Below are 13650 nucleotides of genomic sequence, written 5' to 3' on the forward strand. Positions count from 1 at the left end.
TGCAAAACCGTCAGTGCAACGACGGTTCGTCGAGGCCGAAGTGGCTGCGCAATGTGTCGTGCAGCGACAGCGCGGCATGCGAGATTGCAGGTGTCCATGTGCTCGCCCCATCGCACATACGCTGCAACTCGCGGCAACAGTCGGCGAATTGCGGCTCGTGCACGATCAGGAATGCACCGCCCGCACTGTGCGCCCAGTCGCGTAATGCCGAGCGGTCGCAAGCGTCGATGATGCCCGCGAGCCGCGGCAGATCGGTGCTTAAGTGGTCCTTTAGCATGGCGAGGTAACGCGACTTGTCGACGGCATCGAGTGTGTGCGGTTCTTCGTGGGCTGCTAACGGATGCGGTGCATCTGCTGCATGACGTTGTGTCTGCGCTGCCGGCGCGGCATCCCATAGGGCGAGCAAGCCGCTTCGCAATTGCTGCAGCGACGCGGGCTTCGGAATATAGCCGGCGAAGCCGCGCTGCCGCCATTCCTGCGCCTGCTCCGCTCCGGTGACCGCGCTGAATGCGGTCACCGGCAGCGCGGGATGCGCGTCGCGCAGCGCCGACATTAGCGCATATCCGTCCATCTCCGGCATATGGATGTCGGTTAGCACAAGATCGACTTCGGTCTGCGAAAGAACGGCGAGCGCCTGCTTGCCGTCGCCGACGACGATCGGCTCGCAGCCAAGCGCCGTCAACTGGTCCGTGATGAGCGCCTGATTCAGAGGGTTGTCTTCCGCCACGAGCACGCGTAAGCCGGTTAGCGCCAAGGAATCCGGCGCTTGCGCGTCACTGGCTGTTCGGGAAGAACGCTGTTCGCGCGCGTCGTTCAATGCGGGCGACGCGGGCGTTTGCGGTTCACGGCGCGCCGCAAGCGAGTTTGGCGCGTCGGGCACGGCATCGCCTTGCACATCGCCGCACGCATCATTGTTCAATGCTTCGTCGCGCTGTTCGTCGCGCTGCTCGTCGTTCACTGCGCGCTCGATCGCCGCGCCTAGCGCGCGTTGGCTAAATGCCGTTACTTCCCATACACCGTCACTACGTGCAGCGGCGCCAGGCGGACCCGCGGGCGTCATCCACACGACATTGGCCGAGCGGCACGCGCGCAGTTGCGCGATGGCGTCTTCGCCGTACTCGCCCGTCACGATCATGAACGCTGGCCGGTTGATACGCAGCCAGTTCGGCGCCGCATCGAGCGACGTTACACAGGTCACCTGCCATCCTTGCAGCGCCAATACTTCGTCGAACCACTTCGCCCCCGCCAGTTCCTTGCAAAGAACGAAAGCGCTGCCGCGCATCGCAGACGCAGGACCCGATGCCGCCGCGGGATGCGCCGCCACGCTTTCATCGTGACCGGCAGGCATCGCGAGCGGCAAGCTCACCGTGAACGCACTGCCGACGCCGTGCACGCTTTCCACGGCGATCGTTCCGCCCATCAGTTCGGAGAGCCGCACGCAGATCGACAGGCCCAGCCCGGTGCCGCCGAAGCGGCTCGCCGTACCGGGCTCCGCCTGCACGAAAGGCTTGAAAATGCGCGCGACCTGTTGCGCATCCATGCCGATTCCGGAATCGCTGACGCGACAGACAAGCCTGTCGCGCCCCGCGTCGTCCGTGTGTATCTGAGCGCCAAGCACGATCTTGCCGCTCGACGTGAACTTGAACGCATTGCTCAGCAGGTTATTGACGATCTGCACGACGCGCGTGCTGTCGCCTTGCCACACACGGTTCAAAGCCGGCGACAGATAGGCGTAAAAATTCAGCGACTGCTTGCCGGCCAGCGGCGCATACGACAGCGCGAGATTCTCGAGATCGTCGAGCGGATTGAACGGCTCGCTGACGAGCTTCATCATGCCGGCATCGATCTTCGAGAAGTCCAGAATATCGTTGACGATGCGGCGCAATCCGTCCGCCGCCATGCCGACCGCGCGCACACGCGGCTCATGCTGCTCGAGACCGGGGCTCGACGACAGCAACTCCAGATTGCCGAGCAGCGCATTCATCGGCGTTCGTATTTCGTGGCTCATGGCGGCGAAGAAGTTGCTTTGCGCGCGCATCATCGCTTCCGTTTCGCGTTGCGCCGCACGCAGTTGCTGACCAAGCGCATAGCGGGCCGAGATATCGAGAATCGCGCAGAACAGCACGTCTTCGTTGTCGTGGCGCGCCGCTTCGTAGTTGATTTGCAGCATTGTGGCGTCCGGCGCGGACGATGCGTGCCATGCCCCCGATGCGTCGGCCTGCCTCGGCAATGCGGCCACGATAAATTCAGATGCCGATGCACCGGCGGCGGCGGATGCGGACGCAATCGCATGCAGACTATGCTCCGTATAGGCCGCCGCGATGTGCGGCGGCAAATGCGCCGCGTCGCCGAGGCGCATCAGATCGCGCGCAAGCTGGTTCGATGCCGCCACTGAAAAGTCCTGTTGCCTCACGATGCACAGCCCGACCGGCGTCGCACTGACGACGATGTGATTGATCGTCTCGTTCTCGAGTGCGCGCCGCGCTTCGTCGTGCCAATCGCGTAGCAACCGCATGCCCCAGAACTTCGCGGTCAACGCCATTGCGATCACGATCAACAGTCCAAGCCCAACGATGGAGAACAGCTGCAGTGCCGCGCCGGCAATCACCGCACGCCACGGCACATAGCTGACCAGCAGGCCGTGCCCGGGTGTCACCGCATCGACGAGTACGACGCCGCGCCACGCGTAATGGATGACGCCGACGCGTGTGTGGCTTGCGACGTCGCGCAGCCATTGCAGCGTCGATGGCGCGAGCGCCGGCTTCGCTGTGATCGAACGCTTGCCGCCCTCGCCCAACAATAGCGTTGCCGAACCCTGTGGTTGATCGAACCCGGAGAGCATCGCACTGGCGTCGACCGTCATCGCGATCAGCATGACGGGTTTGCCGTCCACGCTCGGCATGCTGAGCGCGGTCACGACGGGCACGCCTAGCAGCGGGTCCGCGTAGGGTCCGATAAGCGCACGCTCGCCGGCCGCGAGCGTGCGCTTGCCCGTTTGCGCCGCGAGTGCATCCAGCGTCGCTTCGCGCAACGCGGCCGCAGTGCGGGAAGTCAGCGAAGGCGCATGGGCACTCGTGTGCATGCCAGGCGCCGGCAGGATCGCCGCGAAGTCGCCATCGAGCCCGATCAACAGCGTTTGATAGGGCAAGCCGAATGCTTCGCGCGTCATGAACGTCGATTCGGCGGTTTCGGCGATGCGCCGCAGGTGCGCGCCCAGATCGGCGCCCCATGCGTTGCGTGTCGCCTCCGAAACGACCACGTCGAAGGGCACACCGAGCGTTGCGGACCGGCCCGTCGCCACGCCGGACCGGCTGATCTGCCGAACCAGGTCTTCCGGTGCATCATGCGCGTCCAGCGTCCGCCGATAGAACTTCACCGTCAATTCGCTGCGGATCAGGAACGACACACAACGATGCAGAAACAACGAAATGTCGGATGCATTCTGCGCGCCGATTCTGCGCTGCATATCGAGTTGCCTGTCGATCGCAAGCGTGGCGAGCAACGTGACCGATATCGCGATGATCGCGATCAGCGCTGCAATCGTCGCGATGTACAGGCGTTGCTGGCGCCGCGCATTCGCGGCGAGCGAGGCGAATGCGTCTGCGAGCGACTGCTGCGTGCGGTCGAGGATGTTGGGCATCGCATCGGGCAAGTATGTGGGCCGCGGCATGGCGCGCGTCACGCTCTTCGCCTGCATACCATCGCAAGCAGCATGAGCGCGGCCTTTCGCGGGCAACACGGTGAATCCACTATAGGTCGTTTCGATGCACGGGACGCCGATATGTCTGATGGATCGGCGTAAGCCCCACCTCGACAAAAATTTATTGCGCCGTCAGCATGGCAATCGTCAGCGCCCCGAAGTGTGTGCGGGCCGGCTGACCCGAGTAACAACGGCGTTTTAGCGGCCCGTCCCTTGTGGACGGGCTATTTTTTCGCGCCGGCATAAAACGCGGCGCATTCGCGTCGCTGAAAGCGCAATAAATACCGGCGCAGATGCTGCCCGGCATAAATTTCCGCATGGCGTGCTAGCTCGCGCGGATATCGACGCTGGTGCACGGCGGCTAAAGAACATATCGTCCAGGGGTGGTCATCGGGCGATGATAGGCTGATCACTTCGCGCGAGCGCCGCGTCGAACCGGCACATCCCCGGGGTTGTCCCGTGCGCATCGCGTTGCTTCGTCGCAACCGGCAGCGGGAGAATCGCCATGCATGCACCAGTCGCCACGCTATCGGCGCATTTCGCCGCGATGGCCCGCAACAACGCGTGGTCGAATGCGCGGCTTTATCGGGCATGCCTGACATTGTCCGACGAGGCGTTCGCCGAGCGCCGCGTAAGCTTCTTTCCTTCGCTGCAACTGACGTTGCACCATATCCTGCTGGTCGACCGTTACTACTTCGACGCGCTCGTCGACGGCGGCGCAGGCCTCGCGATTTTTGCCGACGAAACGGCCCGTCCGCGCTGCGCGGAGCTGTGGCCGGCGCAGCGCGAGCTCGACCGCCAGCTGATCGCATTCTGCGACGCGCTCGACGATGGCGCGCTGCGGCGCGGCGTCGTCATCGACCGCGGCCCGGACATCGGTCAGCAACATGAGACGGTCGGCACGGTGCTGCCGCACCTGTTCATTCACCAGATTCATCACCGGGGCCAGGCGCATGCGATGCTTGCCGGCACCGATGTGCCGCCGCCCCAGCTCGACGAGTTCTTTCTGCTGGCCGATACACCGGCGCGCGAGCGCGAGCTGACGGCGCTCGACGACAAGCGGTAGGAGGCGACGCGACGCGCCCGAAGCGGCGACCGCACCGCAACAGGGCACAAAAAATGCGTCCGGCGACGCGGCAACTCGCGTTAAACTGGCTCCAGCATTCGCTCGCGGCTTCGGTGCATGGTGTGCCGGGCCGCGCGACAGAACGGTGAAGCTCCCCGTACAATGCTTGTTCTATAACGGATGAGGAAATTTTCGATGCGCACCACCGGGTCTTCCGGGGCAATGGCCCTGCTCACCGAGTACGACGACGCGACCGGGCGTGAACTGCGCACGCTGCGGCTCGAAGCGACAGAAGACGGCAAAGGCATTCTTCTCGTTGAAGTCGACGAACGCAAACCGGGCATTCATCGCGAAGTGCGTTACGAAATTACACCCGCCGAACTGATCGCGGCGATTCGCGCGCATGGCGCGGAACTGCCGGGCGAGCAGCACAACCACCACCGGCACGCAACCTGATCCGCGCGGCGGCGCGCTCGCAATGCCGCGCTGCCGCGTCTGCCTGCGTCTGCTTGTTTTCTCGCGCTCCTGCCGTTTTTCTGCCGCCCCTCTGCTGTCGTTCCAGTTCCCGCTGCACTTTTCTTCGCCACACGCGGCTGTCATTTTCACCGGCGTTTTTCTGGTAGTCTGCCGACCGTTCGACGTCGTCCAAATGCCGCCCGCGAGCCTTGCGGACGGCATCCAGCCATCCGCCCGGCGCAAACGGAATGGCTGACTGTAGCAGCCGCTCCAGCGCTGACGGGGTGTTGCCCCCGTCGCTTGCACGCGGCGCAAATGCGTCCATAATTCTTAACTTACCTGACGCAATTGCGGCTTCCCGAGCCGCGAAAAAGTAAACCGATGCTACATGACCTCGTCGAGCAATACGGGCCCGCGATCGTCTTCGCCAATGTGCTCGCCGCATCGATCGGGCTGCCCGTGCCCGCGATGCCGTCCCTCGTGCTGTTCGGCGCGATGGCCGCCATGAATCCTGCCACCGTCGGCACGCAGCTCGTGTCGGTGCTCGTGCTTGCGATCTTCGCCACGCTGATCGGAGACAGCGCGTGGTATCTCGCCGGCCGCATCTACGGCGGCAATACGCTCAAAACGCTTTGCAAGCTGTCGCTCTCGCGTGACAGCTGTGTCAAGAAGACCGAGCGCTTTTTTGGCCGGTGGGGCGTGCGCGTGCTCGCCGTCGCAAAGTTCATTCCGGGCCTGTCGATCGTTTCGATTCCGCTGGCGGGCGCGATGGGCACGCCTTACCGCACGTTTCTCACGTTCGACAGTATCGGCGCCGCATTATGGTCGGGCCTCGGCCTCACGCTCGGCGCGCTCTTCGCGCAGCAGATCGACATGCTGTTCGCCGAAGCGGGCCGGCTCGGCAAGCTGACCGCGGTCGTCGTCGTCGCATTGCTGCTGCTTTACGCCGCCTACCGCTGGATGCGCCGCCGCCAGTTGCTCAACAAACTCGCGAAGGCACGCATCAACGTCGACGAGCTGTACGACCTGATGTCGAACAAAAAAACGCCGGTGCTATTCGACATCCGCTCCGAAGAAAAGCGCAAGCTCGATCCTTTCGTGATTCCGGGCTCGAAATTCGCGGACGAACGCAACCTCGACGACATCGTCGCGACCTATAAGCCCGACCAGAAGCTCGTCATCTATTGCTCCTGCCCGAACGAAGTGTCCGCCGCATGGATGGCCAAGGCACTGACCGAGGCCGGCTTCAAGGACGTGGTGCCGCTGCGCGGCGGCCTCGACGCATGGCGCGACGCAGGCCGCCAGCTCGAGCCGCTGGCCGACGAACCCGCACCGCACGTCGACGACGTCGGCATTTCGCCGAAGGCCGTATAGCGATCCGCGCGCCGGCCACACCGTTTTATCTGACTTGACGCAACCGAATGATGCAACCGACGCAAGGAGCGGTCCGATGCTTGTAGCAACCCGCGATGGAGAAGGACAAGCCAGCGAAGTCGTCGCGGAAGCGCCGTACTCGACGCTGTCTACGCGGCGCCACCAGATGTTCCCGACGCTGACACCCGCCGAAATCGATCGCGTGCGGAATTTCGGCGATCTCAATCACTGGCATGCGGGAGAATTTCTGTTCCGCACCGGGCACAATGGCCCGGGCATGATCGTGATGCTGTCCGGTACGGTGCGCATCACGCAGCGCGACGGGCTTGGCCGGGAGCACCTTGTCGTCGAACACGAAGGAGCGGGGCAATTCCTCGCCGAAGTCGGCCAGCTGTCGGGCAAGCGCGCGCTCGTCGACGGCATTGCGATGAAGCCGGTCAGCGCGGTGCTGATCCCGCCCGAGCGCCTGCGCGCGCTGATCATCGCCGAAGCCGAACTGGGCGAACGCATCATGCGCGCACTGATTCTGCGGCGCGTGGCGCTGATCGAAAAAGGCGCAGGCGGCCCGATCCTGCTCGGCAAGAGTTACGATGCGCGGCTCGTCGCGCTGCAAAGCTTTCTGTCGCGCAATGGCCATCCCCATTCGGTCATCAACGAGCGCGACGAAGAAGCGCTCGGCCTTATCGAACAGTTCGGCGCGCAGCCCGAAGACCTGCCGCTCGTGATCTGCCCCGACGGCCGCGTGCTGCGCCGTCCGAGCGATCCGGAACTCGCTTCGTGCCTCGGTCTGCTGCCCGACCTCGACGAGAAACACGTGTACGACGTTGCCATCGTCGGCGCGGGCCCCGCCGGCCTCGCGACAGCCGTCTATGCGGCGTCCGAAGGACTGTCCGTCATCGTGCTCGACAGCCGCGCGCCAGGCGGCCAGGCGGGCGCGAGTTCGCGCATCGAAAACTATCTCGGCTTTCCGACCGGCATCTCCGGTCAGGCGCTCGCGGGCCGCGCCTTCGTGCAGGCGCAGAAGTTCGGCGCGCACGTCGCGATTCCGCTGAAGGTGAAAGCGCTGCATTGCGAAGAGCGGCCGCATCGGCTCGAACTGACCTGCAACGCCGGCATCCGGCACGGCAACGTGCGTGCGCATGCCGTGGTGATCGCAAGCGGCGCCGTGTACCGCCGTCCGTCGATCGAAGGGCTCGACCGTTTCGATGGCCGCGGCATCTACTACTGGGCGTCGCCGGTCGAAGCCAAGCTCTGCAAGCACCAGGAGGTTGTCGTGGTGGGCGGCGGCAACTCGGCGGGGCAAGGCATCGTCTATCTTGCGTCGCACGCGGCGCACGTTCACGTGCTGATCCGCCGCAGCGGCTTCGAAGCGACGATGTCGCGCTACCTGATCGACCGGATCCGTTCGCTGCCGAATGTGACCGTCCATCCGCAGTCGGAAATCGGCTGGCTCGATGCGGACGACAGCGGCCTGTCGACGATCGGCTTGAAGTCGCCGCTGCCGAACGGCCAGGACCGCTTCGAATCGCGGCATCTGTTCCTGTTCACGGGCGCCGATCCGAATACCGCATGGTTGCGCACGTGCGGCGTGCAGCTCGATGCGAAGGGCTTCGTGCTGACCGGTGCAGATTCGGCTTGCGATCTCGTCACTTCGGTCGAAGGCGTGTACGCGATCGGCGATGCGCGCGCCGGATCGACGAAACGCGTTGCGGCCGCGGTCGGCGAAGGCGCGGCCGTGGTCGCGCAGATCCATCAGATGCTCGCCGTGGCGAACGGCGAAGCGATCGCGCTCGGCGCGTAAGCACACGAAAAACGTAAGCACGCAAAAAGCGCCTGATAAGCGCGGCATCGTCAGCGTCGGAGGCCGCGATCGAAGGCCGCGGTCCAAGCCGCGGCCTAGTGCGCAGTCGGATCGGCAGTGGAGCGCGCCGCGGCGCTCAGCCTTCTTCAACTCACCTTCAGTGCTCGACCTTTGCGCGCAATTCGCGAGCCGTTTCGAGCAGACCTTCATAGCCCGCGCGAGCGTGCTCGGGTAGATCGGGATCGCCGACCAGCGTGCCGAGCGTCTCGATCAGGCTATACAGAATGCCGCGTGCCGCGCTGATCGCGATATGGCCGGACTGCACCATTTCGCCCACATGGGTGACTGCTGCGTCGAGATGTTCGAGGTCGGGGTGTTCGGCGTCAGGCGCGCCGCTTTCGGGCCGTTTTTCAGGTGCATCGCCAGTCATGGTGGTGTGCCGTTTCGGTTAGTCCATCGTGGATCGGAAGCGTTGTTTTCGTTATATACCGATCGCACGCAGCCGTCACGCGCGCGATCGCACGCTTTCGATCGACGGGGCGCGACAGCCGGTCGCATCCCGCGCGCGAACCCGCGACAGCGGAAAGCGCGAGCCCCGATATGGGCCCGCACCCGCGATCTGACCGCGACTAGCGCAAGCGGCGCGTAGCGGTCCTCAAGGCTTCCATTGATACACGACGATCTTCGCGCGTGCGTCGTCTTCGACCAGCACGTCGTACTCGCCGTTCGAGCGCAATGTCGCGCTGATGCCAAGTTCGACGTCGACCTGCCCGCTCGTGTTGCCAACCGTCGCGCCGGGCGTCATATACCCGATCTCCTGCCCCGTGCTCGCGTCGTAGACGTCGATCCTCTGCGTATAGAGTTGCGCAACGAACACGTAGTTGCCCGCGGCCGCCACGCCGACGGTCGTGACCGGTGGATTCGACTGCAGGTTCCACTGCAGCGGCACCACGTACCGCTGCGTCGGATGGCCCGTCGTCCAGTTGTCGTAGCGCGCGAGGATCGGCCCAGCCTCTTTCCACAGCGACAAATTCCACGGATGCGCCGCGGTATAGCCGGTGACGTACATCGTGTCCGTTTCGGGCACGTAAAGCACGCGGCCGGTGCCGGTGAATATCGCCGGCGTCGGAAAGGTTTTCGCGGCTGCATAGTCGTAGACCGGATTGCCAAGCGAGTCGAAGCCTTGCAACGGCAGTTCGCGGATGCCCTTCGTCGGCGTGCCGAACCACACGTTGCCGAGCGAATCGACCCAGATAAAGCTGTTGCCGATCGTGCTCGACGCCGACGGATTACTCGTCAATTCATTCGCATCGATGCCGCCATTCCCGTTCGTATCGCGCCACATCCATTCCCCGACCGCCGGCTGACCCGCCGGATACCCGCCGGCGATCGGCAGCTCCGCGAACATGCCCGAAGGAATCGCGATATTGCCGTGCGCCGGATCGAAGCGATAGATATAGAGTTCGTGCGAATACGGGTCGAGCGCATAGAGATACGGCTTGCCGCCGTTCAGGCGCCGCAGCATCGGCTCGCCGCGCACGAGGCGCCCGAGGTGCAATTCCGGATCGTCTGGATAGTTGAAGCGATCCACGGTGAAGGCCGAATAGGTCCATTGCTTTCCGGCCGGGTTGTTCCAGTTCATCGTGAAGACTTTCGAACCGGTGTAGATCGTGTTCTCCGACGCCGGATCGAAGGTTGCGCCATCAACGAACAGCAACCCGTCGAGCTCCCACCGCAACGCGCGCGACACGCCCGTAAACGCCTGCAGCACCGCGCCGGCGCCGACCGACGGCGAGTTCAGCTGACGCGGCCCCTCGCTGTTCTGTCCGACATAGAGATTGCCGGCCTGATCGAAGCCGAAACCGGTAATGCCGTTGTAGCTGCCCAGTTGCACGGCGCCCGCGTTATGGAAGATGCCGCGCGCGGTGCCCATCGAACCAGCCGGTGTCGTCAGACCGCTCGCACTCTTGTTGTAGATGAGCAGTTGCTGGCTCCGTCCGTTGTCGGAGATAACCAGCTGACCCGATGGCGCAATCGAGATATCGGTCGGCACTACACCGGCAGGCAACACTGGTGCGCCCACGATCGGCACACCGCTCGACGAATAGTGCGCAATCGCATATTGCCCCGTCATCGCACCGGTAATGACCCATAGCGTCGAATCGGTATCGATCGCGATGCGACCCGGCGACGTCACGTTGAACGAGCGCAGGCGCTGCATCGTATTCGCATCGTAGGCAATGACCTGGTTTGCGTACTGGTCCGACACGTAGAGGGTCGTGTCATTGGCCGCGAGACCGCGAATACCTGCGTCAGTGCCCGTGCTCACCGTATCGACAACGAGAAAGCTGTTCCTGGTGGCATTCGCGCTATTGGCGATACCGCTGGCAAACGGCGCGCCCTGCGCGATGTTGCTGACGAGCCGCCGCGTGATGCCGTACCACTGCTGGTTAACCGGCGGATAGTCGGCACCGGTGAGCCCGTTATTCTGATTGCCGATCGACATCGCCGCATACACGTATGTGCGGTTCGACGCGATCGCCTCGCCGCCGCTCGCGCCCCAGCCGTGCGTCGCGCCGCCGACCGCAAGCCTGTCACCATTTTTGTATGCGGCGATTTCGCTGCCGCTTTCGTCCCAGCCGCAATTGACATAAACGGTGCCATCGGGCGCGACGTTAATGGCCTGAATGTCCTGTTGCATCCATTTACCATCGCCATAACCAAATGTATTGCCAAGCCATGAAGTAGCGTAATTCAATTTCGATTGTGCATTACAACCAACAGGGACAAGGCTGCTCAATGCGAGCAGCGCCGCACCCAGATAAGAGAGGGTCTTCAAGTTCTGCGTCCTTGCGGGGGATAATGAAGCGAATTGCAGGCGGGACGTGGGAATCGGGCACATCATGCGCCGGATTCCCGTTACACCTGGATTTGTCCGCAGAATACCGCGACGCTCGAATCGCAGAACTGGATTGAAATGGTGGAAATACCGCTCTATTAGGCGATTTGGAATGCGTGCCTACGGTTTACTCGGTGCACATCGAAATAATTCGGCCCTTTTATAGGCTCATTATCCGAGGATATTTATAAAGGACTCGATGAATTTTTACGGCGTATTTCGAAGCACTTTTATCGAAGCGGTTTGAGGCAGTCAAAGCACGCCGTTCCTGCGATACAGAAGCCGCGGCACCACGCCGAACGCGACCAGATTGCCTAGCGCAACGAGCATCAGGCCGGTCACTGCGAGCAAAGACCATCGGTAACCTTCGAACACTGTCGATACTGCGAGCGCGACGAACGGAAACAGCACCGTGCAGTAGGCGGCGCGTTCCGGGCCGATCCGGCCGACGAGCGTCAGGTACGCGGTAAAGCCGATCACCGAGCCCGGCACAGCGAGATAGACGAGCGCGCCGAGATATCGCGCGTCGGTCTGAGGCGCGAACGACAGGCCAGCGAGCGCGCTGCCGGCGGTCAGCACCGCCGCGCCGATCAACATGCCCCAACTGTTGGTGACGAGCGGATGCAAACCCATCGCCTGCATTTTGGTCGACAGCAAATTGCCAACCGAGAAGCACATCGTGCCTGCGAGTGCAATCGCGAGCCCGAACCATACGGCCTGTTCGCCGAGATGCCCGCTGATCTGCTGCAGCGACAGGCAGACGATTCCGGCAAAGCCGAGCAACGCGCCAGCGATTGCCGCCGGCTGCAGCGGCCGGCCGAGAAAGATGCGCCCGTTGATTGAATTCAGCAGCGGTGCAGTCGAAAACACAACGGCGACGAGGCCGCTCGGTACCGCGCGTTCAGCGTAGTAAAAACAGAGGAAGTTCACGCAAAACAGTGCGAGTCCTTGCGCCACCAGATATCGCCACGCGCCGCGCGGCGGCCGCAGCGGACGCCGCGTCGCCGCGACCAGCGCGAACAGCACGGCCGACGCGAGCCAGAAGCGATAGGCAATCGACACCGGCGGCGGCACATCGCCGAGTTGCCATTTGATCGCAATCCACGTAGTGCCCCAGATCAACACGGTCACCACATAAAGCAGCAAATTCATCGAACGCACCTACAAGGCAGGAAGAGTCCGACTATGCGGTTTTGCACACCGCAGCGCATGTCTGGAATTGCGCACTTTCTGCATGAACGGACGAGCGTGCCGGCCGCCGGTCTTATACTACGTACGAACATGCGCCGACGAAAATGACCTCCGTCCCTTCCCCCGACACTGCCGCTGCCGCAGACCCGGTCGATCCGCCGTTCGGCGTCCATTCGATCTGCCACACGCTGGCCGTGTCCGACGCGACGCTCGACCGCTTTGCATGGCTTGGCGACAAGCTCGCGGTGGCCATCTGGACTCGCGAAACGAGGGAGGCGGAAACAGCCTACGAGCAGCCCGGCCATCACACGCTCTCGTGCTATCTCGACGGCGGCCATCGCACCGAACGGCAAAAGCTGCCGGGCCGCTACGGCGCACCGAGCCGGCTGTGCGCGCTGCCCGGCGATCACGAATCGCGCTGGTGGGTGCGCGGCCATATGCATTTCGTGCATCTGTACTTCCTGCCCGAGCATTTCACGCAGCGCGCGATTCGCGAACTCGATCGCGAGCCGCGCGAACTGACGCTTGCCGACCGTACGTACTTCGAAGATGCGCGCATCGCAAGCTTGTGCCAATCGCTCGTGAACGACCGCTGGGACGATACCGACGGACGTTTGCGTGCCAACGAAACCGCGCACGAAATGCTGTCTCTGCTGTTGCGCTCGCAAGGCGTGAGCCGCACGAATGCGCCGCTCAAAGGCGGCCTCGCCGTGGCGACACGCCGGCGCCTGCGCGATTACATCGACTCACACCTCACGCAAGCGCTGACGCTCGGCGAACTGGCGAATGTCGCCAATCTGTCCGAATATCATCTTTCGCGAATGTTCCGCATTTCGTTCGGGTTGCCGCCACACGCCTGGATCGCGCAACAGCGCATCGAACGCGCGCGCGGGCTATTGCGTACCACGTCGCTGCCGCTCGCCGACATCGCAATGCGATGCGGCTATGCAAATGCAAGTCACTTCAGCCATCGCTTTCGCGAGGCGCTTGGCGCAGCGCCGATCGTTTATCGGTGTGCGTTGCGCAACGAGGAGACGCGATGAAAATCCGCGAATTCGGCGTCGAACGCTGGATGGATCTGTACGAGAACCGCTGCGAACTGAACCTCGCGGAAACCTGCGTCGAATCGTTGACCGTCGGCGAACTGCTGCGCATCGCGGGCA

9 protein-coding genes are annotated in these 13650 nt (G+C 63.4%); 5 read left to right on the forward strand and 4 right to left on the reverse strand.

Going from position 1 to position 13650, the window contains the following annotated elements; genetic code table 11:
• Positions 1-10: 10 nt before the first annotated feature.
• A complete protein-coding gene (locus tag BTO02_RS21105; protein WP_198039300.1) occupies positions 11-3670 on the reverse strand; it encodes an ATP-binding protein in 3660 nt (1219 codons plus the stop codon).
• Positions 3671-4205: 535 nt separating this feature from the next.
• Between BTO02_RS21105 and BTO02_RS21110 the strand changes: the two genes are divergently transcribed.
• From BTO02_RS21110 to BTO02_RS21125, 4 genes are all read left to right on the forward strand, one after another.
• Positions 4206-4766 carry a DinB family protein gene (locus tag BTO02_RS21110; protein ID WP_075159212.1) on the forward strand — a complete coding sequence of 187 codons (561 nt, stop codon included), beginning with the start codon at positions 4206-4208 and terminating at the stop codon, positions 4764-4766.
• A gap of 195 nt (positions 4767-4961) precedes the next feature.
• A complete protein-coding gene (locus BTO02_RS21115; RefSeq protein ID WP_075159213.1) occupies positions 4962-5222 on the forward strand; it encodes a hypothetical protein in 261 nt (86 codons plus the stop codon).
• 381 nt (positions 5223-5603) lie between these two features.
• Entirely contained in the window at positions 5604-6596 is a 993-nt protein-coding gene (locus tag BTO02_RS21120) for a DedA family protein/thiosulfate sulfurtransferase GlpE (protein ID WP_075159214.1), read from the forward strand.
• Positions 6597-6672: 76 nt separating this feature from the next.
• Positions 6673-8397 (forward strand): FAD-dependent oxidoreductase, encoded by a 1725-nt coding sequence (locus BTO02_RS21125; RefSeq protein ID WP_075161245.1) that lies wholly within the window; start codon positions 6673-6675, stop codon positions 8395-8397.
• Positions 8398-8554: 157 nt separating this feature from the next.
• On the opposite strand, the gene BTO02_RS21130 is transcribed toward BTO02_RS21125, so the two are convergent.
• From BTO02_RS21130 to BTO02_RS21140, 3 genes are all read right to left on the reverse strand, one after another.
• The gene (locus BTO02_RS21130; protein WP_075159215.1) at positions 8555-8827 is read right to left on the reverse strand and encodes a hypothetical protein; all 273 of its coding nucleotides are present in this window, start codon (positions 8825-8827) and stop codon (positions 8555-8557) included.
• A 225-nt stretch (positions 8828-9052) separates the two neighbouring features.
• Positions 9053-11098: a hypothetical protein gene (locus BTO02_RS21135; protein WP_232243627.1), complete on the reverse strand. Its 2046-nt coding sequence runs from the start codon at positions 11096-11098 to the stop codon at positions 9053-9055.
• Between the two features lie 450 nt (positions 11099-11548).
• Complete coding sequence (locus BTO02_RS21140) at positions 11549-12448, reverse strand: DMT family transporter (RefSeq protein WP_075159217.1); 900 nt, start codon at positions 12446-12448, stop codon at positions 11549-11551.
• A gap of 143 nt (positions 12449-12591) precedes the next feature.
• Between BTO02_RS21140 and BTO02_RS21145 the strand changes: the two genes are divergently transcribed.
• Positions 12592-13530, forward strand: coding sequence for a helix-turn-helix domain-containing protein (locus BTO02_RS21145; RefSeq protein WP_075159218.1), 939 nt, complete (start codon positions 12592-12594; stop codon positions 13528-13530).
• The last annotated feature ends 120 nt before the right edge of the window (positions 13531-13650 follow it).

It is taken from the genome of Paraburkholderia sp. SOS3, from assembly GCF_001922345.1.
GTDB lineage: Bacteria > Pseudomonadota > Gammaproteobacteria > Burkholderiales > Burkholderiaceae > Paraburkholderia.